Source organism: Pseudomonas sp. 8(2025) (assembly GCF_052665325.1).
The window spans coordinates 277,063-303,987 of record NZ_JBQOIE010000004.1 but is presented as its reverse complement, the minus strand read 5'-3'; the positions used below and the strand labels follow the sequence as shown (position 1 = coordinate 303,987).

At 60.3% G+C, this 26,925-nt stretch carries 20 protein-coding genes; 12 read left to right on the top strand and 8 right to left on the bottom strand.

Annotation, left to right across the window (positions count from 1 at the left end; all coding sequences use genetic code 11):
• Positions 1-177 precede the first annotated feature (177 nt).
• Both ACUXVH_RS10950 and ACUXVH_RS10945 read left to right on the top strand, forming a co-directional pair.
• Positions 178-921, top strand: coding sequence for a TetR/AcrR family transcriptional regulator (locus ACUXVH_RS10950; protein WP_011061237.1), 744 nt, complete (start codon positions 178-180; stop codon positions 919-921).
• A 122-nt stretch (positions 922-1,043) separates the two neighbouring features.
• A complete protein-coding gene (locus ACUXVH_RS10945; protein WP_065364020.1) occupies positions 1,044-1,991 on the top strand; it encodes an alpha/beta fold hydrolase in 948 nt (315 codons plus the stop codon).
• A gap of 118 nt (positions 1,992-2,109) precedes the next feature.
• Here the strand turns inward: ACUXVH_RS10945 and ACUXVH_RS10940 are convergent, their stop codons facing one another.
• From ACUXVH_RS10940 to ACUXVH_RS10930, 3 genes are read right to left on the bottom strand one after another with little or no spacing between them, the layout of a single operon-like run.
• Positions 2,110-3,423 carry an NAD(P)/FAD-dependent oxidoreductase gene (locus ACUXVH_RS10940; protein ID WP_065364021.1) on the bottom strand — a complete coding sequence of 438 codons (1,314 nt, stop codon included), beginning with the start codon at positions 3,421-3,423 and terminating at the stop codon, positions 2,110-2,112.
• On the bottom strand, positions 3,420-4,508 hold the full coding sequence (locus ACUXVH_RS10935; RefSeq protein ID WP_015635574.1) for a polyamine ABC transporter substrate-binding protein: 1,089 nt from the start codon (positions 4,506-4,508) through the stop codon (positions 3,420-3,422). Before ACUXVH_RS10935 ends, ACUXVH_RS10940 begins: the two co-directional genes overlap by 4 nt.
• A 47-nt stretch (positions 4,509-4,555) precedes the next feature.
• On the bottom strand, positions 4,556-5,914 hold the full coding sequence (locus ACUXVH_RS10930) for a glutamine synthetase family protein (RefSeq protein ID WP_011061241.1): 1,359 nt from the start codon (positions 5,912-5,914) through the stop codon (positions 4,556-4,558).
• A gap of 163 nt (positions 5,915-6,077) precedes the next feature.
• On the opposite strand from ACUXVH_RS10930, the gene ACUXVH_RS10925 reads away from it, so the two are divergent.
• Positions 6,078-6,992: a helix-turn-helix domain-containing protein gene (locus tag ACUXVH_RS10925; protein WP_011061242.1), complete on the top strand. Its 915-nt coding sequence runs from the start codon at positions 6,078-6,080 to the stop codon at positions 6,990-6,992.
• A 30-nt stretch (positions 6,993-7,022) separates the two neighbouring features.
• Here the strand turns inward: ACUXVH_RS10925 and ACUXVH_RS10920 are convergent, their stop codons facing one another.
• The gene (locus tag ACUXVH_RS10920) at positions 7,023-10,229 is read right to left on the bottom strand and encodes an ATP-binding protein (protein WP_011061243.1); all 3,207 of its coding nucleotides are present in this window, start codon (positions 10,227-10,229) and stop codon (positions 7,023-7,025) included.
• Between the two features lie 10 nt (positions 10,230-10,239).
• The gene (locus ACUXVH_RS10915) at positions 10,240-10,866 is read right to left on the bottom strand and encodes a response regulator transcription factor (protein WP_011061244.1); all 627 of its coding nucleotides are present in this window, start codon (positions 10,864-10,866) and stop codon (positions 10,240-10,242) included.
• A 435-nt stretch (positions 10,867-11,301) separates the two neighbouring features.
• Between ACUXVH_RS10915 and ACUXVH_RS10910 the strand changes: the two genes are divergently transcribed.
• The 3 genes from ACUXVH_RS10910 to ACUXVH_RS10900 all read left to right on the top strand — a co-directional run bounded on the left by ACUXVH_RS10910 (position 11,302) and on the right by ACUXVH_RS10900 (position 13,598).
• Positions 11,302-11,727: a response regulator transcription factor gene (locus ACUXVH_RS10910; RefSeq protein WP_019095532.1), complete on the top strand. Its 426-nt coding sequence runs from the start codon at positions 11,302-11,304 to the stop codon at positions 11,725-11,727.
• Between the two features lie 222 nt (positions 11,728-11,949).
• Positions 11,950-12,684 carry a response regulator transcription factor gene (locus tag ACUXVH_RS10905; protein ID WP_065364022.1) on the top strand — a complete coding sequence of 245 codons (735 nt, stop codon included), beginning with the start codon at positions 11,950-11,952 and terminating at the stop codon, positions 12,682-12,684.
• Between the two features lie 164 nt (positions 12,685-12,848).
• The gene (locus ACUXVH_RS10900) at positions 12,849-13,598 is read left to right on the top strand and encodes an SDR family NAD(P)-dependent oxidoreductase (RefSeq protein WP_065364023.1); all 750 of its coding nucleotides are present in this window, start codon (positions 12,849-12,851) and stop codon (positions 13,596-13,598) included.
• Positions 13,599-13,601: 3 nt separating this feature from the next.
• On the opposite strand, the gene ACUXVH_RS10895 is transcribed toward ACUXVH_RS10900, so the two are convergent.
• Positions 13,602-14,519 (bottom strand): AraC family transcriptional regulator, encoded by a 918-nt coding sequence (locus ACUXVH_RS10895; protein WP_065364024.1) that lies wholly within the window; start codon positions 14,517-14,519, stop codon positions 13,602-13,604.
• A gap of 130 nt (positions 14,520-14,649) precedes the next feature.
• On the opposite strand from ACUXVH_RS10895, the gene ACUXVH_RS10890 reads away from it, so the two are divergent.
• The 6 genes from ACUXVH_RS10890 (at position 14,650) to ACUXVH_RS10865 (ending at position 22,081) form a co-directional block, all read left to right on the top strand.
• A complete protein-coding gene (locus tag ACUXVH_RS10890) occupies positions 14,650-16,122 on the top strand; it encodes an aldehyde dehydrogenase family protein (protein ID WP_065364025.1) in 1,473 nt (490 codons plus the stop codon).
• Between the two features lie 243 nt (positions 16,123-16,365).
• Positions 16,366-16,935 (top strand): fimbrial protein, encoded by a 570-nt coding sequence (locus tag ACUXVH_RS10885; RefSeq protein ID WP_370508237.1) that lies wholly within the window; start codon positions 16,366-16,368, stop codon positions 16,933-16,935.
• Between the two features lie 22 nt (positions 16,936-16,957).
• Positions 16,958-17,707: a fimbrial biogenesis chaperone gene (locus ACUXVH_RS10880; RefSeq protein ID WP_309295698.1), complete on the top strand. Its 750-nt coding sequence runs from the start codon at positions 16,958-16,960 to the stop codon at positions 17,705-17,707.
• A gap of 84 nt (positions 17,708-17,791) precedes the next feature.
• Complete coding sequence (locus ACUXVH_RS10875; RefSeq protein ID WP_445494812.1) at positions 17,792-20,323, top strand: fimbria/pilus outer membrane usher protein; 2,532 nt, start codon at positions 17,792-17,794, stop codon at positions 20,321-20,323.
• Between the two features lie 162 nt (positions 20,324-20,485).
• Entirely contained in the window at positions 20,486-21,352 is an 867-nt protein-coding gene (locus tag ACUXVH_RS10870; protein WP_065364026.1) for a fimbrial protein, read from the top strand.
• Positions 21,353-21,451: 99 nt separating this feature from the next.
• Complete coding sequence (locus ACUXVH_RS10865; protein ID WP_065364027.1) at positions 21,452-22,081, top strand: response regulator transcription factor; 630 nt, start codon at positions 21,452-21,454, stop codon at positions 22,079-22,081.
• A gap of 54 nt (positions 22,082-22,135) precedes the next feature.
• Here ACUXVH_RS10865 and ACUXVH_RS10860 read toward each other — a convergent pair whose 3' ends face one another.
• Together ACUXVH_RS10860 and ACUXVH_RS10855 are read right to left on the bottom strand one after the other, a co-directional pair.
• A complete protein-coding gene (locus tag ACUXVH_RS10860; protein WP_176707101.1) occupies positions 22,136-25,777 on the bottom strand; it encodes a transporter substrate-binding domain-containing protein in 3,642 nt (1,213 codons plus the stop codon).
• 94 nt (positions 25,778-25,871) lie between these two features.
• Complete coding sequence (locus tag ACUXVH_RS10855; protein ID WP_176707100.1) at positions 25,872-26,783, bottom strand: EAL domain-containing protein; 912 nt, start codon at positions 26,781-26,783, stop codon at positions 25,872-25,874.
• Positions 26,784-26,925: the final 142 nt, after the last annotated feature.

Sequence of the window (26,925 nt, the reverse complement as noted above, 5' to 3'; positions counted from 1 at the left end):
GGGCTTTTTCCAGGTTTTTTTGCGGAGAAACCCGTGAGTCACAAAAAGGCCGGTGGCCACCGTGACGGTCCCTCGGGCGCTTGCTTTTAGGGCTTCTCGCAGGTATAAAAAATCAAATTTTTTTTTAAAACACTGTTCGAACGGTCAGTTTTTCATCCCAGCAAAGGTTAGTCCTCCATGGTCGCCAAGAAACTCAGTGCCCCCAATGTCACCAAGACCCGACTGCTGGAAGCGACCGAGGCATTATTTATCAAGTACGGCTACGACGCGGTGCTGCTGCGCCAGATCACCGAGCGGGCCAAGGTCAACCTGGCGGCGGTGAACTACCACTTCGGCGACAAGGATTCGCTGATGAAGGCCCTGTTGATGCAGCGCCTGGGGCCACTCAATGATCAGCGCCTGGAACTGCTGGCCAAGTGCGAGGAACAGGCCGAGGGCCCGCTGGACTGCGAAACCCTGCTGGGGGTGCTGTTCGCCCCGGCCATGGGCCTTGAGCGCAGCGACGAGAGTGGCGGCGTGGAAGGGCGCTCGTTCATTCGCTTCCTTGGCCGGGTCTACAGCGATACTTCGCCCTTTATCCAGGAATACCTCAAGGAGCATTACCAGCCGGTGTTCGAGCGCTTCTTCAAGGCCTTTGCCCTGGCTTTGCCGGACCTGCCGCGCAACGAGCTGGGGGTGCGCCTGCAATTTGCCCTCAAGGCAATTTCCGGCGTCATGGCCGGCACCGAGCTGCGCCTGCTGATGCAGGCCATGAGCCTTGGACGCCCGGCCACCGATGCTGAAGTCATGGCCAAGCTCATCAGCCTGGTGTCGGCGGCGATTCGCGCCCCCATGCAGGACCCCGATTCCGAGCAGGCCCTGGAGAAAGTCCTCGATACCCAGCGCCTGATCCGTCAGCAATCCCATTCCCTGGCCGGCTGATTCCCGGCTGAGCCGCCCGGCCCCGACAGCGCAGCAGGATCATTCGGAGCGTCAATGATTCTCGGGGCAGGTGCCCACATCTGCTAGGTTCTGCTCCTTGCATCTGCCTTGGAGCATTCGCCATGAGTTCCTCCCAACAGCATGTTCTGGCCGTCAACGGCATCGAACTCAGTGTGCGGGTCAGCGGCCCGGAACACGGGCAGCCGGTATGGCTGCTGCACGGTTTTCCCGAGTGCTGGCATTCCTGGCGCCATCAAGTGCCGGCCCTGGTGGCAGCGGGGTTCCGGGTGTTCGTCCCGGAAATGCGTGGCTATGGCCGCAGCTCGGCTCCCGAGGCGGTGCAGGCCTACGACCTGCTGACCCTGTGCGCCGATATCCAGCAGGCCATGCACGCCTTCGGCCAGCAGCGGGTGTGCATCGTCGGCCACGACTGGGGCGCCCCCGTGGCCTGGCACCTGGCGCTGCTGGAGCCGCAGCGGGTGGCGGCGCTGGTGACCCTGTCGGTGCCCTTTGCCGGGCGGCCGAAACGCCCGGCCAGCGAGATCATGCGCCAGGTGCACGGCGAGCATTTCAACTACATCCTCTACTTCCAGCAGCCGGGAGTGGCCGAGGTGGAACTGGACGCCGATATAGACGCCAGCCTGCGCCTGTTCATGGGCAATGTCGGTGCATTGCTGCAACCCAAGCCGGCCGATGCCCGGTTGTTCGACGGGGTGACGGTGCCCGCAGGGTTGCCGCAGTGGTGCAGCGAGGAGGATTTCCAGGCCTATCGCCAGACCTTCGCCGGGCGCGGCTTTCGCGGTGCCCTGAACTGGTACCGCAATTTCGAGCGGACCTGGAAGCGCACCGAGTTCCTGGCCGATGCCCAGGTCCAGCAACCGACCTTGTTCCTGCTGGGCGACCAGGACCCGGTGGGTGTACTGGAAGCCCATACCCTCAAGCGCATGCCGGGCAAGGTGGCGGACCTTGAGCAGCACCTGCTGGCGGACTGCGGGCACTGGATCCAGAACGAACGGCCGCAGCAGGTCAATGCCCTGTTGCTGGATTTCCTGCAGCGCCGGTTCACCTAGGGAGCCCGCCGCCCCGTAGGAGCTGGCGTGCCAGCGAACGCGCCAGCAGGTGCGGCGCAAGGTGTTCGCCGGCAAGCCGGCTGCTACGAGGCCGGGTGGTGCCAGCGAAGGGGGCCGATCAACCGAGCATTTCCCGCATCCGGTGCCAGAGCATGCCCAGGGCCAGCAGTGGTGCCCGCAGGGCCGGGCCGCCGGGGAAGGTCATGTGCGGCACGCCGCTGAACACGTCCAGGCCGCGACTGTGGCCGGCATGGATGGCTTCGGCCAGTAGCCGCGCAGTCCAGTGGGTGACGTTCAGGCCATGCCCGGAATAGCCCTGGGCGTAGTACACATTGGGGTAATGCGACAGGCGCCCGACCTGGGGGAAGCGATTGGCGGTGATACCGATCTTGCCGCCCCACTGGAAGTCGATCGCCACATCCTGCAACTGCGGGAAGACCTTGAGCATCTTGGGTCGCATGTAGCCGGCAATATCCGCCGGATCACGCCCCGAATAGTGGCAGGCACCGCCGAACAGCAAGCGCCGGTCCGCGGTCAGTCGGTAGTAGTCCAGGCCGACTTTCTGGTCGCACAGCGCCAGGTTGTCCGGGATCAGTTGCCTGGCCCGGGCCTCGGCCAGCGGCTCGGTGGTGATGATGTAGCTGCCCGCCGGCAGCACCTTGCCACTGAGCCGCGGCTCGAGGTCTTCCAGGTGGGCATTGCAGGCCAGCACCAGGTGCCCGGCAGTGACGGTGCCGGTTGCGCAGCGCACCTTCACACTGTCGCCGTGGGTCAGTTCCAGCACCGGGCTCTGCTCGAAGATCCTTACCCCCAGGGACGCTGCCAGCCGCGCTTCGCCCAGCACCAGCTTGAGCGGGTGCAAGTGCCCAGAGCCCATGTCCACCAGCCCCCCGGCATACACCGAGGAGGCCACCACCTGCTGCATGTCCTGGGGCGCCACCAGCCGAGTGGGGTGGCGGTAGCCCAGCCTGACCAGGCTGTCCTGCTCGGCCTGGAAGGCGGCGAACTGGGCCGGGGTGTTGGCCAGCTCACAGAAGCCCCAGCGCAGGTCGCAGTCGATGGCATGTTCGCTGATGCGCTGGCGTACCACCTCCACCGAGTCGATGCCGGCCTGCTCGAGGTATTTCACCCCTTCCTGGCCGACGTAGCGGGCAAAGCCTGTGACCTCGTGGCCAATGCCGCGGATCAGTTGGCCGCCGTTGCGCCCGCTGGCGCCCCAGCCGATGCGCCGGGCTTCCAGGAGGATCACCGAGAGCCCGCGCCGGGCCAGCTCGATGGCGGTGTTGACCCCGGTGAAACCGCCGCCGATCACGCAGACGTCGGCGCTCGGTTGGCCCTCCAGCGATGGGTAGCCGGGCAGGCTGCCGGCCGAGGCGGCGTAGTAGGAGCGGGCATGCCCGTTGGCGCTGCCCGAAAGGTTTGGCTGAATCATTTGTTGGACTTCACTTTGCTCCAGGAGCGGGTCATCAAGCGCATGATGGCCGGCGACTGGGTGGTGGAGATGTACAGCTTGTCGAGCACGGCCTGAGGTGGATAGACCTCGGGGTTGTTCACCAGGTCGGCCTCCATGTACTGCTGGGAAGCCGGGTTGGGGTTGGCGTAGCCGACATAGGCGCTGACCTTGGCGATCACTTGCGGGTCCAGCAGGTAGTTGATGAAGGCGTGGGCTTCCTTGACGTTGCCGGCATCGGCGGGAATCGCCAGCAGGTCGAACCACAGGTTGCTGCCTTCCTTGGGAATCGAATAGGCGATGTTCACCCCGTTCTTGGCTTCCTTGGCCCGGTTGGCGGCCTGGAACACGTCGCCGGAGTAACCGAAGGCGATGCAGATATCACCGTTGGCCAGGTCCGAAACGTACTTGGAGGAGTGGAAGTAGGTGATGTAGGGGCGCAGGGTCAGCAGCTTGGCCTCGGCCTTCTTGTAGTCCTCGGGGTTCTCGCTGCGTGGGTCCAGGCCCAGGTAGTTGAGCACCGCCGGGAACACTTCATCCGGCGAGTCCATCATCGACACCCCGCACTGCTGGAGCTTCTTGAGGTTCTCAGGCTCCAGCAGCACCGCCCAGGAGTCGATGTGGTCGATGCCCAGTACCTGCTTGACCTTGTCGACGTTGTAGCCGATGCCGTTGGTGCCCCAGAGGTAGGGCACCGAGTACTGGTTGCCGGGGTCGTTCTGCTCCAGCAGGGCCAGCAGCTTGGGGTCCAGGTTCTTCCAGTTGGGCAACTGCGAGCGGTCGAGCTTGAGGAACGCGCCGGCCTTCACCTGGCGCGCCAGGAAGTGGTTGGAGGGCACTACCACGTCGTAGCCGGTGCGCCCGGCCAGCAGTTTGCCCTCCAGGGTTTCGTTGGAGTCGAAGACGTCGTAGATCACCTTGACTCCGGTCTTGCCCTGGAAGTCGGCGAGGGTGGTCTGGCCGATGTAGTCGGTCCAGTTGTACACGCTGACACTGGGTTGTGCCTGGACGGCGGTGCTGCACAAGACCGCCAATGCTGCCGGGACCACTGCTTTCAAAAGACGCATATCGACACCTCTTCGGGTTGTTTTTGTTGATTGCAGAATGCGGGTTTTCAGACGCTGAGCAGCAGGAACTCGCGTTCCCAGGAGCTGATCACGCGCTTGAAGTTCTCGTGTTCGGCACGCTTGACCGCCACGTAGCCGCGCACGAACTTGCGCCCCAGGTACTGCTCGATGGTCGGGCAGTCCTCCATGTGTGCCAGGGCGTCCTCGATGGTGATCGGCAGGCGCAGGTTGCGCCGCTCGTAGGCCCGGCCTTCCACCGCGGCGCTGGGCTCGATGCCCTCGACCATGCCCAGGTAGCCGCACAGCAGGCTGGCGGCAATGGCCAGGTAGGGGTTGGCGTCGGCGCCGGGCAGGCGGTTTTCCACGCGCATGGCGTCGGGGCTTGCGGTCGGAACCCGCAGGCCCACGGTGCGGTTTTCCTCACCCCATTCGACGTTCACCGGGGCCGAGGTGTCCGGCAGGAAGCGGCGGAACGAGTTGACGTTGGGGGCGAACATCGGCAGCAATTTGGGGATGTACTTCTGCAGGCCGCCGATGTGGTGCAGGAACAGCTTGCTTTTCTCACCGTTGGCATCGACGAAGATCGGCTTGCCGGTGTCGATGTCCACCACGCTCTGGTGCAGGTGCATGGCGCTGCCGGGCTCGTCGGCCACCGGCTTGGCCATGAAGGTGGCGGTGACGTTGTGCTTGAGCGCCGCCTCGCGCAGGGTGCGCTTGAACACGGTGATCTGGTCCGCCAGGTCCAGGGCGTCGCCGTGGCGGAAGTTGATTTCCATCTGCGCCGGGCCGTCTTCGTGGATCAGCGTGTCCAGGTCCAGGCCCTGGGCTTCGCACCAGTCGTAGACATCTTCGAACAGCGGGTCGAATTCGTTGGCGGCATCGATGGAGAACGACTGGCGACCGCTTTCCGCTCGGCCGGAGCGGCCCAGGGGAGCCTTGAGCGGCAGGTCCGGGTCTTCGCAGCGCTGGGTCAGGTAGAACTCCATTTCCGGGGCGACGATCGGCTTCCAGCCCTTGTCGGTGTACAGCTGCAGCACTTTCTTCAACACGTTGCGCGGCGACAGCTCAATGGGGTTGCCGAATTTGTCGAAGGTGTCGTGGATGACGATGGCGGTGGGTTCGATGGCCCAGGGCACCAGGTAGATCGATGACGAGTCGGGGCGGCAGACCATGTCGATATCGGCCGGGTCCAGCAGTTCGTAGTACAGGTCGTCGTCGACAAAATCCCCGGTTACCGTTTGCAGCAGGACACTTTCCGGCAGGCGCATGCCTCGCTCATGCAGGAACTTGTTGGTGGGTGCGATCTTGCCGCGGGCAATGCCGGTCAGGTCGCTGACCACGCACTCTACTTCGGTAATCTTGTGATCTTTCAGCCAGGAGGAAAGCTGATCGAAAGGGGCGTTCATAAAGACCTCGATTATTGGTTTTATCTGCTCCGAGGTGAGCGGGAGTATCCCGGCAAGGCTTCCCCTGCGGCGCATTGGCGACTATCTTGGGCGAGCCTTGTTGTTCCATCTATCCACTTTAAGCAGAACCAAAACGCACCAAACGAGTGCGTAAGGTCCCCCGATGACAGCGTCCAATCCGCTTCAGGTCCAAGCGTTCAACACCTTCGATGTCGCCGATCAGATCCGTGCCACCCCGGGTTGGGTCCAGCATTACCAGCAGATGTCCCCTGGCCATTTCAACGGCCTGGTGCGCTACCTGGATCTGCAGGGCGTGGAGATCTACGAGGAATGCATGAACACCCGGGTCGAGCAGAATTTCAGTGCCCCCCAAGGCGCCCTGGCGTTCTGTTTCGACCGCAGCGACAACGCGCTGTACGTGCTCAATGGCGAGAGCCGCAATATCTGGATCACCCCGGAGAACTACCAGGAAGTGGCGGTGGTGTTCGGCCCCGAGTTCGTCCGCGGCCACGGCCTGGGTGTGGAGCGCCTCGACGGGCTGTTCATGGCGCCCCTCAACAGCCAGCAGAACGCCTTGTTCTGCCGCTGGCTGAGTTCGACCCTGACCCGCCTGTCCCAGACCCTCGACCCGCCCAGCCGCGAAGCCCTGACCCAGCAACTCCTGGAGGACTGCCTGTACATCCTCGACAACGCCTGCGTGCGCCTGGACCGCGGCGGCCTGCAACGGCGCAGCGAGGAGCGGGGGATCATGCAACGGGTAGCGCAGTGGGCCGCCGACGTGCCCGAGGAAACCCTCAACCTGCTGGAGCTGTCCCAGGTAGCCGGAGTGTCCCTGCGCCAGTTGCAGAGTGCGTTCAAGGCCTTTACCGGGATGGCCCCCAGCCAATGGCTGCGCCTGCGCCGGCTCAACAGCGCGCACCGCGAACTGCTCAGCCGAGGGCCGACTGAGACCACGGTGGCCGAGGTGGCGATGCACTGGTCGTTCTGGCACCTGGGGCGGTTTTCCAGCAGTTACCGGGCGCTGTTCAAGGAGCTGCCGAGCCAGACCTTGAAACGCAGTGCCGTGGCGCGTCGCTAGGGCGAGCGCCCGGGCCTTGCGGGCAAGCCCTCAGTACACTTGCAATGACTGGTTGAGGTCGCGCAGGGCCTGATCCAGCCGGGCCACGGCGGTGGACAATTGCTGTTCCTGGGCCGCCTCGGCTACCAGCTCTTCCAGGCTGACGCACAGCTCCAGCAAACCTTGGGCATTGAGCAGGTAGGCCGTGCCCTTGAGCTTGTGGGCGATGGCTTTCAGGGCCTGGCGATTGCCACTGGCCAGGGCCTTGCTCAAGGCCTGCAGTTCCTCGTTGTTGCTGTTGATCACGTGCTCGGCCAGAGCGGCGTGGATGTCGCCGTTCAATGACGGCACCGCGCTCTGCGCCTGGGGGGGCGTCAGGCTCAGCTTGGGGATCAGGCGGTTCAGCCCGGCAAGGCTGATCGGCTTGGCCAGGGCACTGTCCATGCCCGAAGCCAGGCAGCGCTCCAGTTCCTCAAGCTGGGCGCTGGCGGTCAGGCCGATGATGGTGCAGGGGCGCACCCCCATCTGGCCCTCCATGCGCCGGATCGCCTGGCTCATCTCATGGCCGCTCATCTGCGGCATGTTGCAGTCGGTGATAATGATATCCACGTCATGCTCCTGCCACATGGCCAGGCCTTCCAGGCCGTTGTAGGCGATCAGGGCCTCGTGTCCCAGGTAGTTGATCTGCTGGTTGAGCAGGTACTGGCTGGGCAGGTGGTCCTCGACGATCAACACGCACAGGGGCTGGTCGGTGCTGTTGAGCACCGTTTGTTCCGCGCTGTCGGTGGTGCTGCTGCGCTCGTCGGCAACGCGCTGAAAACAGGCCTTGAAGGTCATGCGGGTACCTACGCCAAGTTCGCTCTGGACTTGCAGGCTGCCGTTCATCAACTGGGTCAGCGAATGACTGATGGACAGGCCCAGCCCCGACCCGGCGTTGGGGTTGCTGACCACGCTGTCGACCTCGAAGAACGGGGTGAAGATCTTCTGGATCTGCGAAGCCGGAATGCCCGGGCCGGTGTCGATCACTTCGACATGGAAGTCGAGAAAGTGTTCATCTTTCACTTGGCCCAGGCAACGGATATGGATCTCGCCCTGTTCGGTGAACTTGATGGCGTTACTCAGCAGGTTGGAGATGATCTGCTTGAACTTCAGGCCATCGATCCACACTTGCGCGGTGGCCCAGGCATCGAACTGCAGGTGGATGTCCAGGTGCTTCTGGCGGGCCAGGCCATCGAAGACATTGGCCACCGATTCGATCAGGTCCTTGAGGCTGGCGGCTTCCGGGCGCAGGGTCAGGCGCCCGGATTCGATCCGCGAGATATCCAGGATATGGCCGATCAGCGCCAGCAGGTTCTGCGCCGACTCGTAGGCGATATGCACGGAGCGGGTATTGAGTTCGCGGTCGTTGTCACGGGTCAGCACCAGCTCCAGCATGCCGACGATGGCGCTCAGGGGGGTACGGATCTCATGGCTCATGGTGGTCAGGAACACGGTCTTGCTGCGGCTGGCATGCTCGGCGGCTTCTTTGGCATCGCGCAACTGGTCGAGGATCAACTGGCGCTGCAGCAGGTCCAGGCGCTTGCGAATGATCCGTCGTCGCTGGCTCAGAATCCACCAGGCCGCCAGCATCAGCATCAGGCCCAGGCTGCCCAGGATTTTCCAGGTGAAGGCCGTCACACCTTTCCAGTAGCTGTCGTCGGTGCTGCCGCTGGCGCGCCAGCGACCCAGGATCTGCAGGTATTCCTGAGGGCTGATCTCGGCCATGGCCTGGTCGATGATGGCGATCAGTTGCTGCTGGCTTTGCGGTGCGGCGAAGGCGATCCGGGCTTCCAGGCCTTGCATCATGCCGTGAATCTTCAGGCTGTTCTGGAGCCTGAAGGACAGGTAGTAGTTGGCCAGGTTGGCCGGTGCCAGGGTGAAGTCCGCCTTGCCTTGGCGCACCCGGTTGAGGGCCTCGGCAACGGTGGACGTCTGCTGGACCCATAGCCGTGGATAGCGCTCGCGCAGGTCCTCGCTCTGCAGGTAGCCGGAGGCGAGCGCCACGGAGCCGATGGAGTCGCGGTTCAGCGGTGCCAGGGGCGGTGCGTCGGTCTTGCGCACAATCACATAGGGCGTGGTGACGATCGGCCGGGTGTACAGGTAGGACGCACGCCTAGGGTTGGCGCGGGCCAGTATGCTGAGGTCCCCACGGCCTTCGCGCAGGCGGGTGTCGACCTGCTTGAGCGAACCGACCCGGGAGACCTCGAAGCGCAGCCCGCTCTTGCGCCGGATGAGGTCCAGAAGGTCCGAAGCAATGCCGTTGAACAGCCCGCGGCTGTTGAAAAACGCATAGGGCGCCAGGTCGTCGCTGATCACCAGCCGCACCGGCGGTGCATGCTCCAGCCAGAGACGCTGATCGGCGTCCAGGCGTTCGCGAAAGCTGTTGGAGTCGCAGTTACCCGTACCGCCCCACATCTGCAGCGCCGATATCACCTGGCAGCGCTTGATGCCGCCCAGGGCTCGCTCGAGCAACTGTTGCAGGTGGGTATTGTCACGGGCCACGGCAAACCCGACCTGGATTTCCGGCAACCGTGCACTGTGGCTGATCACCAACTGGTCGCTGAACAATTGGCTGGATAGATAGCCGGTAGACAGCGAGTCCCCCAGGTAGATGTCTGCGTCGCCATCGAGTACCGAGCCCATGGCGGCGCGGGGGGAGTCATACAGCTGGATCAGGCCCCGTCCACCGGTGCGCAGATAGAGCTCCAGGGCCATGCCGCGGGTGGCGGCGATCCGTGTCCTGGAGATGTTCGCGCGGTAGTCCCGCAGGTCACCGCTCTCGGCATACAGGGCCAGTTCGGTGACCGCGTAGCTCGGGCTCAGCCGGACCTGGTAATCCTCGGCTTCCACCTGGGTAGCGCTGTCTACCAGGTCGACCTCACCACTGCGCAAGGCGTGATAGGCGGCATCCGTATTTGGGTAGGTGCGGACTTCCACGGGGATCGCCAGCTCGCGCTGCAAGGCCCCCAGGTAGTCGGCCCCTATGCCTTCGAGTTCATGGCGCTGATTGATTTCCCGGTAGGGGGGCAGGTCGCCACTGACGATGCCGACCAACAGGGCCTCTTTGTTACGCAGCCAGGTCTGTTCATCGATGCTGGGGCGAATATCGAGGAAGTCCAGCGGCTGGCGGGCACGGATCTTCACCCTGTCCTGCGCGAATACCGGCAGGGCCAACCACAATATCAGTACGAAAAACAGCGGGCGCGGCGGTAACCTCACATCAGGTTACTCAGACCAGTTCGTTCTGCCTGGCGATGTTCACCAGATCCACCACCGAAGTGACCCCAAGCTTGCTCAAGATATTGATCTTGTGGCCGCTGACGGTCTTGTTGCTCAGGTGCAGTTTCTCGGCGATCTCAAGATTGGTCAGACCTTCAGCGAGCAGCTTGAGGACTTCCAGTTCGCGATTGGTCAACGCCGCCAGGACGTCGCTGCTGTGTTTGCCGCGGCCGCCATCGCTGAACGGCATCGACTTCTTTGGGAAGAACACATAGCCCTCGACGATGGTGTCCACTGCCTTGAGCAGTTTGGTCAGGGGTTCGTTCTTGCTCACGAAACCACTGGCTCCGGCCTGCAGGCAGCGCATGGCGTAGGTGTCGACGGATTGGGCGGTGAACACCAGCACCCGCACATCCAGGTTCGCCTGGGCGATGCGCTTGAGCACGGTGAGACCGTCCATTTTTTCCAGGCTGACGTCCAGGATCACGATGTCCGGCCTCAGCGACAGGATCATGTTCAGGGCGCTGATACCGTCGGCAGTTTCGCCAACAATGGTGTAGCCCTGGGACTCCAGGGTTTTGCGAATCGCCTCACAGACTACCGGGTGATCATCGACGATCAGTACACTTTTACTCATGCCAGGTTATCCAGAATCAAAATATCTAGGTAATTAAGTGAGCCAACAACGGTCAGCGCCTTGATGAAATCTGAGGCTGGTTGAGATTTTTCTCTGACCCAGGGTGGATTTGCGGAAAGCTCAAATAAGAAAATGATGCCGAATAAGCCCCCCAGGGTCATCAGAATGTCACTGGCAGGCTAGCAGGAAGCAACCTGAGTACTGCCAAGAAAATTCCTGTTTTTGAATCCATTGCTTCGGGTTGACGGGCTCTTGGCGGCGATCTCGACTAGATGAATGCAATTCAAGACTATTCCTAAAGCCCATCCCCAACGCAGAGCCTATCTTGCCCTGTCATTCAGGCAGGCACAGGGCGAGCCTGAGTGGCGGGCAGCATTCTAGTGCACTGTGCCAGCAGTGTGACGGCCCACTATTTTCCTGAGGTCGAACCAAGCGATGTTGAAGTTAAGGGTAGGGGTACTGGAGCAACATAATATTGTCCGCCACGGTCTGTACAAGCATCTGTCCAGGCAGTCGGTTCTGTGCCTGAGCGAGTTCTTCAATTTCGCCGACATGTTGGAGGCCCTGGAACAAGAGCAGTTGGACGTGCTGATGATCGGCCACCTGATGGATCGCGACCCGGTTCATCTGGTACGAAACTTGATCACCCGCTACCCCGGTCTGAAAATACTCGTGCTGCTGAACCGTCCCGATCCTGTAATTGCCTCGCAGCTGCAGGCCGTGGGCGCACATGGGGTGATGTCCAAGACGCAGTCTTTGCCGGACTACGCTGATGCGCTGCGAAGCCTGGCTCGCGGCGAACGCTATGCCATGCTCAGCGATGGCCGGGCAAGCATGGAAAAGCCACTCTACGACGCCTAGCCGAACAGGCCGCGTCGCCCTCGATTCAAGATTTTCTTTGGAAAACTTCAAGACGTTTCTTGTTATGGCTAGGCGGCCGGCGCTCTAGAGTACCCGGCACTGGTGACCTGAAAGACTGTCGCAAGGCCGTGACAGTCGGTGGGCCAGGACCACTTGGACGAGAGGCTTGAGAGGATGGAAAATCCAGTTCTGAAGACCACCATCGAACGTTCTGGAGGCGCTATGTCACTTGCCGTGAACAAGCCCTTGCGCATCGCAGTGCTGGACGATCACGCATTGATTCGCATGGCGATGCAGCTACAGCTGCAGAGCGTGGCGGATTTCCAGCTGGTGGGTTTGTATGCCAGCAGCGGCGAGTTGATCTCGGCCCTGCGTGATACCGAACTGGACCTGTTGGTGCTCGATTACCAGCTGCAGGAATGCGACCTGGATGGCCTGCGCCTGATTCGCCTGTTGCGCAACAAATACCCGCATTTACTGATCCTGGTGTCCTCGGCCACCGAGACGCCGTTTTTCGTCAAGCAGATCATCGATATCGGAGCCAATGGCTTTCTCGGCAAATCACAATCCCTGGACGACCTGATTCCGGCCATCCGCACGGTAGCCAGCAAGCGGCTCTATCTGTCGCCGTTGCTGGCTTTCGCCGTGCAGCACCCGCCAATCGGCCCCGCCGCCGAGCCGGGCAGCCCGCCATTGACCAGCCTTGAGACCCTGTCCCCCAAGGAGAACGAAGTCTTGCGCTGCTTTCTGGATGGCCTGCGGATCTCGCAGATCGCCAGCAAGTTTTCCCGCAGCATTAAGACCATCAGCGGGCAGAAGCAGGCCGCGTTCAGAAAGCTGGGGATCCGCACCGACGCCGAGCTGTTCAAGGTGCAGCGCAAGCTGGACCTGCATATTGCTTCCCGCGAGCCGGCAGACGAGCTTGCCCAGGACGACGCGACCCAACTGCCCCCTTAATTGGCCCGGAGCACCGTCCAGATCGCCGATGAACGCTCTGGACGCTGACGCAAGTTTCCTGGCTTCTCAGCCATTAACAGCCTCGTACCCCATACTTAAGCTGAACCTCTCGTCCAGTGCCCCCGGGCAATTGGGTTATTGAACCCCGAAGGGAAAGTTCAAGCATGAAAAAATTGGAAAAGAAAGTTGCCCTGGTGACAGGGGCTTCCAAGGGTATTGGCGCGGACATCGCCAAGCAGTTGGCTCGCAACGGCGCGACGGTGATCGTCAACTACGCTCGCAGCAAGGCCGACGCCGACGCTGTGGTGGCGCAGATCTTGGAGCAGGGCGGTAGGGCCTATGCGATCCAGGCCGATGTGGCCAGGAGCCTTGAGGTCAAGACCCTGTTCAAGACCATAGAGCATCTGTACGGCCGCCTCGATATCCTGGTCAATAACGCCGGGGTCTATTCCACCGGCTCACTGGCGCAGGTCACTGAAGATGAGTTCCACCGGCATTTCGACCTAAACGTATTGGGTCTGATTCTGTGTTGCCAGGCGGCGTTGGACTGCTTCAACCCACAAGGGGCGAGCATCATCAATGTCAGTTCCAGCGTCACCTCCTTCACCCCTGCCAATTCGGCAATCTACACCGCTTCCAAGGGCGCGGTGGATGCGATAACTCGCACCCTGGCCAATGAGCTGGGCCCCAGGAACATCCGGGTCAATTCGGTCAACCCGGGGCTTGTGATGACTGAGGGGGTGCTCTCCAGCGGCTTCTTCGCAGATGAGTTCCGCACCAAGATCGAGACACTCACGCCCCTGGGGCGCATTGGCGTACCTCGGGACATTTCGCCGGCGGTGGCCTTCCTGGCCTCGGACGATGCCAGTTGGATCACTGGCGAAACCCTGGTCATCGGCGGTGGTTTGCGCTGAGCGCTACAGGCTCTGCTGGCCGCGCTGATAATGGCGCGGGGCTTCGCTCATCACGCGCTTGAAGGCGGTACTGAAGGCGCTTTCGGACTCATAACCCAGGGAGAAGGCGATGCTGGAGATACTGTCGTCGGAATTGCGCAAGCGGTCGCTGGCCAGCAGCATTCGCCAGCGGGTCAGGTACTCCATGGGAGCAACCCCGACTACGGTCTTGAACCGCTGGGCAAAGGCCGAGCGCGACATGTTGGCTAGGCGTGCCAGTTCTTCCACGCTCCAGCGCCGCGCTGGCTCACCATGCAGTGCACTGATGGCGGCACTCAGGTGTCGGTCGGCCAGGCCTGCGAACCAGCCGGTGCCATCGCTGCCCAGGGTTCCCAGGTGAGCACGCAGCACCTCCACCAGCATGATGTGGGCCAGGTGTTCGGTCATCAATGAACGTCCCGGCTTGTGCTGGTGCAGTTCAGAAGTAAAGCGCTCCAGGGCCCAGCGCAGAATCGAGGCCTGGGCCGAGACACCGGTCAGGTGCACCAGGGACGGTAGGGTACTGAGCAGGACTTGGGCCGGGACCCCGGTGAACTCGAAGCGTCCACCCACCAATTGGGTATCGGCGCCGCAGTAGTCAAGGGTGATTTCGTCTTCAGCGATCCGTTGGAAGTAGGAGGCGGAATCCATCGGGACCTGGTTCATATCGCTGTAAAGGGCAAAGGGCACGCCCCGGGTCATGAGGAAACAGTCACCTTGTTGCAAGCGTTGCGGTTGTTGTTCGCCTGCAACTAATAGCCAGCAGCCACCTTGAACTACGGTAGTGAACTTGATTCCGGCATTCTCGGGAAAACTGAACGCCCAATCACCCGCCATTCTTAATGTTGCGGAGTGATAGTTGCGAATTCGCAATAAAGAAAGAACGCCTGAAAGCGGATCCATTGGTTGCCCTTTGGGGATTTTGAAAATGGGAGGTGAATGTTAACACCGTGATTATCCTGATGGATATATAAAGTCGCGCATCGACTTGCCCGAAATCGTTATGAAAGTTGTAACTTGAAAAGGAATAAACATGAATATCCAATTAGATGAAGTCTATGGTCCGTTGATTAACGGTGTATTTGAGAGTCGTGACAAACAGGCATTGCCTGCCCTGGATCCGGCCACCGGAAAGTGCCTGGCGACTATTCATTACTGTGACGCTCAAGATGTCGATAGAGCGGTGAATGCAGCGCAGGCGGCCTTTGCCGGATGGAATGCATTGGGTCAGCAGGAACGGGGTCGATTGCTCAATGCCCTGGCCGACGCGGTGGAGGCGGACAGTGAACGCTTGGCGCGGATCGATGCCCATGACGTGGGGCGTTGCATCAGCGAGGTACGCAAGGATTACCAGACTGCGGTACGTCACTACCGCTATTTTGCCTCGGTGATCATGGCCCATGAAGACCATGGCCGAGAGATCCCCGGTGGCTACGCCCTGGGCAAGCGTGAGCCCCTGGGGGTGTGCGGGCAGATCATCCCCTGGAATGCGCCGGCGATCATGGCATCGTTCAAGCTGGCGCCAGCCCTGGCGGCTGGCAACACCGTGGTGCTCAAACCGGATGAAAATGCTTCGCTGTCGACCCTGGAACTGGGCAAGCACATCACGCGGATTTTCCCGGCTGGGGTGGTCAATATCGTCACCGGCCTGGGGGAAGTCGTAGGTGCAGCCCTGAGCCAGCACCCCAAGGTGCGCAAGCTGTCCTTTACCGGCAGCACCGAAGTGGGGCGCATCGTTGCGCGAGTAGCGGCCGACCGGCTGGTGCCGGCGACCCTGGAACTGGGTGGCAAGAGCGCCAACATCGTGTTCCCGGATATCGATGACCTGGATGCCGTGGTAGACAACGCCACCTTCGCAGCGATCCACAATAACGGGCAGTCATGCCTGGCCGGCACTCGGCTGTTCGTCCATGACGCTATCTTCGAGACGTTCAAGCAAAAGCTGATCGAGTCATTCCAGCGGGTCAGCGTGGGTTCGCCGCTGGATGAAAATGCGCGGGTCAGTTGCCTGGTATCGGCCAGGCAGGGTGAAAAAGTCCTGGAGTACATTGCCCTCGGAGTGCAGGAGGGGGCTGAGCTGCTGGTGGGCGGAGCCCGGGTCGAGGTGCCGGATTGCCCGGCGGGCTACTTTATCCAGCCCACGGTTTTCGAGGTCCGCAATGACATGCGCATCTGCCGGGAAGAGATCTTCGGCCCCGTACTGTCACTGATCCGCTGGAGCGATTACGAGCAGATGATCGCCCAGGCCAATGACTCCGAATACGGTCTGGCCGCCGGTATCTACACCAGCAACCTGAAGCACGCCATGGATACCGCCAATCGCCTGGAGGCCGGTTCAGTGTGGATCAATCGCTACTCCAACATCAGCGACGGCACGGCGTTCGGTGGCTACAAGAACAGCGGTATTGGCCGCGAGTTCAGCCGCGAAACCCTGAATGCCTACACCCAGATCAAGACCATCACGGTCCAGGCTGAGGTGCCGGCGCCCTGGTTTGCACCGCGCTGAATCGCGAGTGTCATTAAACCGCCTGTTCCCTCCGGGAACAGGCGGTTTTTCTTTTGTAATCAATTAAACAAGCTATAGGTTTGTAGGATTAGTCCTACATATTTAGATGATTTATCTTTAGATGTAGGGCGATTCCTACGATTGTTGCACTTTCTATCCTGGGTAAGAATTTGCTCGCTTCCTTTAAGGAGCAATTAAAGCCATCAACTTACACAGACCAAGGAAATGACAGTGTTCAATCCCATGAGAGCTATTCTGGCAATTACTGCCTCTGGCCTTGTTGCCAGTTCCGCAATGGCGGCTGACGGGACAATCAACTTCACGGGTGAAATCAGCGGCGTATCGTGCAGCATTACAGCCGGCGGAGGCACAGTCGGAGGTGGTGCTCAAACCATTACCGTGCCTTTGGGGAAAGTCAGTATTGATTCAATAAAAACCCCCGCAGAGGGTACTATCGCCTCAACTGTCCGAATCAATCTAAATCTGGACTGCGGCTCAACCGGAACGGGTCTTAGCACAGTTGATATGAAGTTTGACCCTGCTGCCGGTTCTGGCATTGATCTCAAGGACCCCAGACTCTTGAAAACTCAGGGGGCGGGCAAAGGTGTAGGTATCGCGATCTATAATGAAAATAATCAAATAGTAAATATGTCCGCGAACGAAATCATCAGTGGAACATTGACTCTGTCACCTCCAAGTACTGGCACTTATAAGAGTAGCATCAGCTTGCGTGCCGGTTATGTTGCCAATACTGAAGATTTTGTCGCAGGCCAGGCTAATGGCACCCTGCCGTTTAGCTTGACTTACAGGTAATAGTAAAAAAGAGAGGCTGAACATGCCTCTCTTGCTCACGAGTGGTGCCTATTCAATGAACGCAATTTCCAGATACTTGCTGCTGGGCTTCGCCTTGCTCGGCAGTAGCCTTGCCTGTGCCGGAATTACCCTCGATGGAACTCGAGTGATATACCCGGAAAAAAGCAAGGAAGTTTCAATCCTGATCAGGAACACTGGTTCGCAGGACATCATGATTCAATCCTGGCTGGAATCCAATGAACTGCATAATGAACAGAATATTCCCTTTGCTCTGACCCCTTCCTTGAGTCGCCTTGCCGGGAATAACCAACAGATGTTGAGGATATTTTATTACGGCAAGGGTTTACCAACTGATAAAGAGTCGATCTTCTGGTTGAACGTGCAGGAAATCCCGCAAAAGTCAGCGGAACAAAATACCCTGCAAATTGCCGTGCGTCAGCGCATCAAGGTGTTCTATCGCCCGAAAAACTTGACGGAAAACTCCCAGGAGGCAGTCGGCAACTTGAAGTGGAAAATGCTTCGCGAGAATGGGAAGAGCTATTTGCAAGTTTCTAATGGTTCGCCTTATCACATCTCCTTTAGTTCGGGAGTGTTAAGTGTGGGCGAAAAGAAATACCCCGTTGAGTTGGATATGGTGACGCCCGGAAGTGTCAGCAAGTTTGCTGTGACGGGAGAGCCTACGGCTCAGCCAAGCCAGCGGGCGCTCGTTGAGTTTCATAGCATTAACGACTACGGCACTCCAATCAAGGGTACGGCGACTGTCACTTATTGAAAGTGGCTGCCTCGCTGGTTTATTCGATACTTGCTTTGTAGAGAGCAGGCTGATGTTCAATCACTGGTATAAGGGATTGCGCCTGTGCACGTTTTCAGGGAAAAGCTCAATCTGAAGAATACAGGTTGTTCCTTTTTATTTTTCATGAGCATGGCCACGCCTGTGGCCGCGTTGTCAGTAGAGTTCAATGAGGTTTTCCTGAACAAGGGGGGAGCCCCGGTAGAGTTGAAGTACTTCGAATCGGGTAGTGGTATTTCCCCCGGAAACTACAATCTCGATATTTATCTCAATCAAGCGATGGTAGTTCGGCAGAGTGTCACCTTCATTGCAACAGGCAACTCGCCTGAAGTACGCCCGCAGATCAGTCTGGGCACTCTAAAAGCAATGGGCATCAATACTTCGCGGCTTGCGCAAGAGCGGCTCATCGCTACCGACAGCAGCGATGAATCGATCATCGACGTTGCCAGGCTGGTCAGTGGTGCCAGCGTCGAGTTTGATGTCAGCGCTCTGGCCCTGAAGATCAGCGTGCCCCAGGCCTACATCCAGCGCGGTGCCGGTCATTCGGTGGATCGCTCCCTGTGGGACGATGGTGTTACCGCGCTCTTCACCGACTATCAGTTGAACTTCAACCGCAATATCAGCCAGGGCTACCACAACGACTACCGCTTCCTGGGGTTGCGCAACGGTTTCAACCTGGGTGCCTGGCGCTTGCGCAACGAGTCTTCAGTGTCGGGATACACCGGTGTGCGCGACACCTTCAGCAGCAACCGCAGCTACATCGAGCGGGATGTTGCCTCTCTGAACGGCCGGTTTGCAGCGGGAGAGTTGTACACCCAGGGCGAGGTCTTCGACAGCGTGCGTTTTCGCGGGGTGCAGCTCAGTTCCGAGCTGAGCATGTTGTCGGATGAGGAAATCGGTTACGCACCGGTGGTGCGTGGCATTGCCGAGACCAACGCCACGGTGGAGGTGATCCAGAACAACTACGTCATCTACTCCACCAGCGTCTCGCCGGGCGCCTTCGAGATCCAGGACATCTATCCCAGTGGCTCTAACGGTGACCTGGTGGTGAAGATCATCGAGGCTGACGGTCGCGAACGGCAGTATTCACAGGCCTATTCCTATCTGCCGGTCATGATCCGCAACGGCAGTGCTCGCTACAGTGTTGCCGCTGGCCAATATAAGAACCATGACCAGGCTGCGCCAGGATTCGGCCAAGGCACCCTGGTATATGGCATGAGCGACAACTTCACCGGTTACGGCGGCCTGCTGGCGGCCACGGGGTACAAGGCCCTGAACCTGGGGCTGGGCATCAACTCGCCCTGGGGCGGGGTGTCGTTCGACGTGACCCAATCCAGTTCCGAGAGCCTGCGGGGCCAGGTGAGCCGGGGGCAGAGTGCCCGCGCTCTGTACTCCAAGACCCTGGGCACCACCGATACCAGCTTCACCATGATTGGCTATCGCTACTCCACCGAGAACTACCGGACCTTCAGCCAGCATGTGGAGGAGTCCGGCGACGTCGGTGGGAGCCATTATGGACGGCAGAAAAGCCGCTTTGACCTGAACGTCAACCAACCCCTGGGGCAATCGGGTTCGCTGTTCGCCAGCATGGGGGAAACCAGCTATTGGAATCGTCAGGGCAGTACCCGGCGCTGGCAGTTCGGCTACAACGGTACCTATCTGGACGTCAGCTACAACCTGGCCCTGTCGCGTACAGAAGGCCAGGGCATGGAGCAGGGCGCCGATAACCAGCTCAGCGCATCGCTGAGCGTGCCATTCGGTGGCTCGGGCCGGCACCAGCGGGCCTATAGCAGTGTGACGTCGTCGTCCCAGGGGGATTCGTCGGTCCAGACTGGAGTCTCGGGCAATTTGGATCAGCGAAATGCCTGGAACTACTCGGTCCAGGGCAGCCAGAGCCGGCAGGGTGGACGTTCCGCCAACCTCGACCTGAGCTGGGATGGGCCCGCAGCGAAGGTCAGCGGCAATTACGGCCAAGGCTCCGCCAGCAAGCACATGAGCCTCGGCGCTGCGGGTTCGCTGGTGGCCCACGCAAATGGCATCACCTTGGGCCCCTCGGTGGGGGAAACCTTTGCCCTGGTCGAGGTATCCGGGGTCAAGGGGGTAGGGGTCGATAGCAGCGCTCTCACACGTACCGATGACAAGGGTTATGCCATCGTTCCCTATGTACAACCCTATCGCTACAACTGGATCAGCCTCGACAGCGACACCCTGGGCAGTGATGTAGAAATACAAGAAAGTTCGCGCATGGTGGTGCCCACCCGGGGTGCGGTAGTCAAGAGTCGCTTCGAGTCCACGTCCGGGCGCCGCCTGCAGTTCGACCTGCGCACAGTAGATGGCCAGCAAATACCATTTGGCGCTCAGGCCTATGACTCCCAGGGAAACTTGCTGGGTGTCGTCGACAACTTGTCCAGGCTGTTGCTGTTTGGTATCGGGGATAAAGGTGAGCTGGATGTTCGCTGGGGTACAAAGCACTGCAAGGTGAATTATGAGTTGCCCGCGGCGAACAAAGAAATGATTTACGAAAAGTTTGAGTTTTCCTGCAGTACTCCGAAGGCCTTGATGGCGAGCACTGAAGTAATTAGTTCAAGTAGCCAATGATGGCTTCGAGGTAAGTGGATGAAGCTGGTTTGTGTTTTTTTTGCAAAAATATGGCTGTGCATAGTTCTGGGGGGTGTCCCGTACGCCATTGCCGGATGTTCTCAGGTGCTCGGCCAGACGCTCCAACCGGCGATACCGGAAGTCTCGCAAGGAGCGACAGGAATGCTCTCCAGTTATTGGGCATCAGCAACGGTCTTGGTGTCCTGTAGCGGTCTGGTGGCATATGGGAAGTACTTTAACAACATCTATGCAACCGCGGGCGATTCGGGGAAGACCCTCTATTTCGAGGGCGCCAACTACAAGCTTTACAAGACTAGTTCCGCTGATGTGATGTTCATCGCCAAGGCTGCTGGTCCGGATAATATAGCTCGCCCTTTGGGCGACCTGAACCGCACGCCCGTATCTGTTAGCAGCACAGGAACTGCCGGCTTCGGGATGATCATTTATGTGCGGTATTACTCCCCGTCGCAGAAGCTGTTTCCGGGCTTGTACAGCATCACCGGGCAAGATCTGTTTGCCGGGCTGCTCAGTTACAACAATGGTGATCCTTCGGTTAATTTCGGTTATTGGGGAACCAAGGCGCTGGACTTTTCATTTCTGGTCATGGCGAGAACTTGCCAGCTTTATAATAATGCTCCAGTGAAACTGAAAAAAATCAGTTTGTCGGCGCTGCCAGTTCGAGGCTCAACGGTAGACGCGGGAACAGTCCGCCTGGATATAGGCTGCGAGAGCAGCATGAGCAGCAATAGAATCAGCGTCAATATGATTGATATGGCCACCCCCTGGAATAACTCGTCGAACCTGACATTTACTACTCACGCCACCCAACCTTCGGGAGTCGCCTTGCAACTGATGAATGCCGGGAAGCTCCTTAATCTAGGCGTCTCGTCCAGTAATGTTATTGGCTATACGCCGGCCGGCACCACAGACATCAGTAAAGTGCTTGACGTTCGTTATATCCGCACCGAAGACAAGGTAATCCCAGGAGCAGGCAATGCGGCAGTTTCAGTTACCGTCACTAGTGACTAGCCTGTTTTGCATAATCTTTTTCAAGCCATGCATTCACTATTATTCTCAAGTCGCCTACGGCATCATCCACCGAGTCAAGAAATCAGGAACAACCAAATCATGGGCAACATAGTCATAGTCGACGATCATCCACTGATGCGCATGGCCGTGCGTGTCATGCTCGAAAGTGAAGGGCATACCATCATGGCGGAAATCGACAACGGCGTGGATGCCCTGGAAATCATCCGCAAGTTGCTGCCTGACCTGATCGTGCTTGACCTGAGCATCCCCAAGATGGACGGTCTTTCGGTGATTGCGCACCTGACCTCCATCGGTATCTCCACCAAGGTGCTGATCCTCACCTCGGGCGACGCCCGCAACTTTGCCATGCGCTCGCTGCAAGCGGGAGCCGCAGGTTTCGTGTGCAAGGACGACAGCCTCGATGAACTGGCCGGGGCGGTGAAGGCGGTACTGGCCGGATACAGCTATTTTCCGGCGAACACGATTCACATGCTGCGGGACAACTCCCAGGCTGCGTCTCAGGAAAGCCTCAAGCTGGCACAGCTGTCCGATCGCGAGATTACCGTGCTCAAGCTGCTGGCCCGTGGCATGGGTAACCAGGATATAGCCCAGCAGTTGATGATCAGCCACAAGACGGTCAGTACGTACAAGGTGCGCCTGCAGAGGAAACTCAGCGTGGAAAACCTGATCGCCATGGTTGAACTGGCCAAGCGCAACGGCCTGGTGTGACCCCCGGCAGGGCCGGCGCAGGAGAACCTGCGCCGGCCTTTTTTTGCCTGGGCTTCAGTGCGGCAGGGCGAAAGCCTTTTCGATCCGCAGCAGCTCGGCTTCCAGCTCCGCGGTTCTGCCGGGCAAGGTGTCCGGATTGTGTTCCGTGCAAGCCTGCTCCAGGTCCTTGCACAGTTGTGTCAGCCGGGTATTGCGCATGATGGCTGCACTGCCGCGGATACGATGCGACAGGCGCACCAGGGCGTTGACATTCATCTCTTCGCACAACCACCGCAGCTCCTCGAGGTCCCGGCGATTGCTCTTGAGCAGTTCAAGGCGGAACTGTTCCTGAAGTGTCGGGTTGCTGCTCAGTTTGTTGAGGGATTGGCTGGCATCGCCATGGGCCTGGAGGATGGCGGCGGGCGGCGGAGATTCCTGGTAGGCCAGTGTCTGGGCCTGGTCCTGGGGCAGCAAGGTCGACAAGCGCTCCTCCAGGGTCGCGAGGCTCACCGGCTTGATCAGGCAGTCGCGCATGCCGGCATTGATGCAGCGCTCTATTTCCTCCTGCTGGGCATCGGCGGTCAGCCCGATAATCAGGGTGCGCGGGCGTTGCTGCTCATGCTCCTCGCGGCGAATGGCCAGGGCCAGTTCAACGCCATTCATCTGTGGCATGTGATAGTCGGTGATCAGCAGGTCGAACGCCTTCTGCTGCCATAGCTGCAAGGCCTGCACGCCGTTTTCGGCTTCCACCGCCTGGCAGCCGAGGAACTCCAACTGGGCCCGCAGCATCTGCCGGTTGGGGGTGTTGTCGTCAGCCACCAGAACCCGGGTGGCCCGCTGTGCTGCGAACCGCAGCTTGTTGATTGTCGGCGCGGGGGCCTCGGGCACCGGCTCCAGCACTTTCAGGCGCAGGGTGACGGTCACTGTGGTTCCCTTGCCTGGGGCGCTGAGCATCTCCAGGGCGCCGCCCATCATTTCGCACAGCGAGCGCGATACCACCAGACCCAGGCCGCTGCCGCCCTGGCCACCGAGGGAGGGCTGGGCCACTTGGGCAAAAGGCCGGAAGAGCAATTGGCGGTCCTCCACCGAGATGCCTCGGCCGGTGTCCTGTACTTGCAACTTGATGTCGAGCATCTGCTCGCCATCGAGTGCGCTTTCAAGGCGGATGCTCACCCGGCCCTGATCGGTGAACTTGATCGCATTGCTCACCAGGTTCGTCAGCACTTGCTTGAAACGCATGGGGTCGATCAGCACATCGAGATTGCTGCCCGCGTCCATTTCCAACAGCAGTTCCAGGTTCTTCTGTTGCGCCAGGCCTTCGAAGACCCGGGCTACGGGCTCCAGCAGTTCCTTGAGGCGGGTACGCCGGGGAAAGAAGCTCAGGCGCCCGGATTCGATACGCACGATGTCCAGGGTATTGCCCAGCAGTTCTAGCAGGTTCTTCGCCGCACTGTGGGCGACATCGATGTGGTAGCGGTCGAGCACCCCTTGATCGGCCCGTTTCAGGACCAGCTCCAGTGTGCCGATCACCGCGCTCATGGGAGTGCGTATTTCATGGCTGATGGTGGCCAGGAACTGGGTTTTCGCCTGGTTCGCTTCATCGGCCTGGCCCTTGGCCTGTTGCAGGTCGTGGACCAGGCGCTGGTGTTCGGAAATGTCCTGCCAGCCGCAGATCACTCCCTTGATAGTGCCCGAGGAGTCACGAAATGGCTGGATCCAGTGCTCGATGCACAGGCTGTTGCCGGCAATGACGATCTGATACTGGCGCTCGATGGTGATGCCGCTGTCCATGGCTTGCAGGTAGCTGTTGTGCAGGGCCAGGGCCACCTCGAAGTGCTCGATGGGCATCTCTAGGGCGGTCTTGCCCAGTACCTGGTCCTGACGCAGGTTCATCACCTGCATATAGCTGCGGCTGCAGGACAGCAGGCGGCCCTTGCGGTCGCGCACGTAGATGGGAATGGGCATGGAGTCGTCCAGGGTGCGCTGGAACTGCAACTGGTCGCTCAGGGCTTTCTCTGCCAGCAGGCGCCGGCGGATCTGCCGGCGCAGCTGGAAGATGCGGATCATGAACACTGTCATCACCAGTAGAGCGCAGCCGAGAATTTCCAGTATTACCCGCCCGTAGTCGCGCCAGCTCTGGCCACTCATCGCGGCATTGGCCCGCCAGCGAATGGTGATGGCGTTCAATTCATCGGGCGGGATGCTCAGGATCGCCTTGTCGAGGATCGACTGCAGCTGGGTGTCACCACGACGCATGGCGAAGCTGGCGGTGGCGGCATCGCCGTCGAGGATGGCGGCGATGCGCAGTTTCTTTTCGTACAGGCGCGCGGTGTAGTAGCGCGCCATGGACAGCGCCATGACGGCGGCGTCTGCCTGCCCGCTGGCCACCATGCTCATTGCCTCCAGGTTGTTGGAAGGGCGTAGCAGATGAATCTGCGGGTAATCGACGCCCAGGCTGGCGCTCAGCACATGTCCCCGGGCGATGGCCAGGCGTTTTCCGGACAGCGCAGCGAGGCTGGCGATGTCCTGCCGGCCCTGGGCAGTGACCAGGACAAAGGAGCTGGTGGCAAAGGGGTGAGTGAAACGGAAGGCTTCCTCGCGCTCGATGCTCGGTGTCAGCACCGCGAGGTCGGTTTCGCCGTTGCGCAAGGCTTTCTGGATGCCCTGGAAGCTGGAGGTGCGCTGCACCTCGAAGCGCAGGCCGGTGCGCTGGGTGATGATCTCGAACAGGTCGGAGATCACCCCGTTGAAGCGCCCGTCGGCATCGAAGAATGCGGAGGGGGCCATGTCGTCGTTGATCATCAGCCGGGCTACCGGGTGCCGAGCCAACCAGCGCCGCTCCTGATCGTCGAGGACCACCCGGTCTTCGGGCATGACGATGCCTCCACCGGTCCAGCGCTTGACGATAAAGCTCATGCGCAAGGCGCCCAGCGAGGTCAGGGTGCGGTTGAGGATGTGCATCAGGCGCTGGTCGTCGGCGCGCAGGAGAAAGCCGTAGCCCCCGGATTCCAGGTCGATGAAACGGCTGAATTTCAGGTAGTTGAAGAAGCTGTGGTTGATCAGATAGTGGGCGCTCAGGGAGTCGCCGATGTAGCCGTCAACGCCCTGGAAGGCCACCGCGGCCATGGCCTGGGCGGCGCTGCTGTAGCTGAGAATCTGCGCCTCGGGGAAGTGGCTGCGAAACAGCTCCGCGGGCAGGTAGTCCTGGACCACGGCGATGGTCATCCCCCGCAGGTCCTCGGGCAGGTTTCGCTCATCGCCCTGGCGTCGATAGAGCGAAGGCGCGTTCTGCGCATAGGGCAAGCTCAGGGCGGTGGCTGGAGTCTGGCGCTGGTAGTCGCTGGCGCGGCTGAGCAGGTCGACCTTGCCGGCCCGCAGGGCTCTCAGAGCGTCTTGGGCGTCATCGAAACCCAGTACCTGGATCTCGATGTTCAACTGCTGTTTCAGCAGGGCCACCACATCGGCGCTGACCCCTTCGTAGTCACCGTTGCTGTAGATGATATCCATGGGCAGGGAGGAAGGCCCGGCGACCCCCAACACCAGCCGTCGCTTCTCCCGCAACCAGGCCCAGTCCTCGGCGTCCAGCTGGAGTTTCTGCGGCTCGCTGGCCAGTTGGCTGGTGAGGTGCAGGTGGTCCGGCACGGGCGCTGCGTGGCTGCGGGTGGCGAGCAGCAGGGTCAGGCAAAACACGCAGGACGTGATCAGTGACTTGGTCATGAACATAGGACGACTACCAGGGATAAAGCGGTCGGTTAGGGGGGCGAGATGAAGGGGCGCGGGCTCCATGGATCGCAAGGCATGGGCAAGCAACTCAGGCAGAGGCTATGGAACGTCGCGAGCGGGCGTTGTGCAGGCAGTAGTTGATCAGGTGCTGCTCCGGCATCGGCCGGCCGATGGCGAAACCTTGGACGACGGGGCAACCCAGGGCCTTGAGCTGCTTCATCTGCCTTGGTGTCTCCACTCCCTCGACCACCAGTGACAGGCCCAGGGTGGCGGCCAGTCGCACAGTACTTTCCACCACGCTGCGGCAGGTGGGATGGGAGTCCAGCTTGCGCACGAACGAGGCGTCCAGCTTGATCTGGTTGAACGGCAGGTCGCACAGCCGCTGCAGCGAAGAGAAGCCGCTACCATAGTCGTCCATCGACAAGCCGCAGCCCAGCACCCGCAGTTGCAGCAGGTTCTTCAGGCTGACGGCGGGCAAGTGGATGGAGCCTGTCTCGGTCAGTTCGAACATGATGCCTTCGGCCGGGCAGCGGTACTCGCGCAACAGATCGCTGACACCCTTGCTGAACCCTGGGTTGCTCAATTGCTGGGGCTCCAGGTTGAACGCCAGCTCCATGGTCACACTCAGTTCGGCGAGGATCTGCTGCAATTGCAGCCCCTGCTCGAAGAGCTGGGCAAACAGCATGTGCACCAGGCCGGCCTGGCACATCACGGGCAGAAAATGCTCCGGTGCCAGTATCCCCGCCTCGGGGTGGTCCCAGCGCGCCAGGACTTCGGCTCCGGCCAGCCTGCCATCGAGCAGTGACAGCTTGGGCTGGTAATAGGCGACGAACTCGTGGCGCTTGAGGCCCTGGAGCACTTCATCGGCACTGGGGGCGGCCAGTGGTACAGGGCTGAAAGATCCGGCGTCGGATCTGGGCGTCCCGTGTTGCGCTCGCCGCGCCGCGGGCATAGGCGCGCGGTCAAGCAAGGCGGTGCGGTTGAGGAAGGAGTTTTTCATGGCGCTCGACGATCCAATACGGTCTACCCACATTGGCGTAGCTCGATCAGACTGTCAGTCGGCGTTTTCGATGACAAATGTAGGACCGCTCCTACAATGGCAACAAGTTCAGGTAGTGTGCGTGACCCTCGCGGGTGCGCGG

Excerpts from the sequence above, each read along its gene's own strand:
- ACUXVH_RS10950 (WP_011061237.1), top strand. The coding sequence starts at position 178 with ATGGTCGCCAAGAAACTCAGTGCCCCCAATGTCACCAAGACCCGACTG.
- ACUXVH_RS10945 (WP_065364020.1), top strand. The coding sequence starts at position 1,044 with ATGAGTTCCTCCCAACAGCATGTTCTGGCCGTCAACGGCATCGAACTC.
- ACUXVH_RS10940 (WP_065364021.1), bottom strand. The coding sequence starts at position 3,423 with ATGATTCAGCCAAACCTTTCGGGCAGCGCCAACGGGCATGCCCGCTCC.
- ACUXVH_RS10935 (WP_015635574.1), bottom strand. The coding sequence starts at position 4,508 with ATGCGTCTTTTGAAAGCAGTGGTCCCGGCAGCATTGGCGGTCTTGTGC.
- ACUXVH_RS10930 (WP_011061241.1), bottom strand. The coding sequence starts at position 5,914 with ATGAACGCCCCTTTCGATCAGCTTTCCTCCTGGCTGAAAGATCACAAG.
- ACUXVH_RS10925 (WP_011061242.1), top strand. The coding sequence starts at position 6,078 with ATGACAGCGTCCAATCCGCTTCAGGTCCAAGCGTTCAACACCTTCGAT.
- ACUXVH_RS10915 (WP_011061244.1), bottom strand. The coding sequence starts at position 10,866 with ATGAGTAAAAGTGTACTGATCGTCGATGATCACCCGGTAGTCTGTGAG.
- ACUXVH_RS10910 (WP_019095532.1), top strand. The coding sequence starts at position 11,302 with ATGTTGAAGTTAAGGGTAGGGGTACTGGAGCAACATAATATTGTCCGC.
- ACUXVH_RS10905 (WP_065364022.1), top strand. The coding sequence starts at position 11,950 with ATGTCACTTGCCGTGAACAAGCCCTTGCGCATCGCAGTGCTGGACGAT.
- ACUXVH_RS10900 (WP_065364023.1), top strand. The coding sequence starts at position 12,849 with ATGAAAAAATTGGAAAAGAAAGTTGCCCTGGTGACAGGGGCTTCCAAG.
- ACUXVH_RS10895 (WP_065364024.1), bottom strand. The coding sequence starts at position 14,519 with ATGGATCCGCTTTCAGGCGTTCTTTCTTTATTGCGAATTCGCAACTAT.
- ACUXVH_RS10890 (WP_065364025.1), top strand. The coding sequence starts at position 14,650 with ATGAATATCCAATTAGATGAAGTCTATGGTCCGTTGATTAACGGTGTA.
- ACUXVH_RS10885 (WP_370508237.1), top strand. The coding sequence starts at position 16,366 with ATGAGAGCTATTCTGGCAATTACTGCCTCTGGCCTTGTTGCCAGTTCC.
- ACUXVH_RS10880 (WP_309295698.1), top strand. The coding sequence starts at position 16,958 with ATGCCTCTCTTGCTCACGAGTGGTGCCTATTCAATGAACGCAATTTCC.
- ACUXVH_RS10870 (WP_065364026.1), top strand. The coding sequence starts at position 20,486 with ATGCTCTCCAGTTATTGGGCATCAGCAACGGTCTTGGTGTCCTGTAGC.
- ACUXVH_RS10865 (WP_065364027.1), top strand. The coding sequence starts at position 21,452 with ATGGGCAACATAGTCATAGTCGACGATCATCCACTGATGCGCATGGCC.
- ACUXVH_RS10860 (WP_176707101.1), bottom strand. The coding sequence starts at position 25,777 with ATGACCAAGTCACTGATCACGTCCTGCGTGTTTTGCCTGACCCTGCTG.
- ACUXVH_RS10855 (WP_176707100.1), bottom strand. The coding sequence starts at position 26,783 with ATGAAAAACTCCTTCCTCAACCGCACCGCCTTGCTTGACCGCGCGCCT.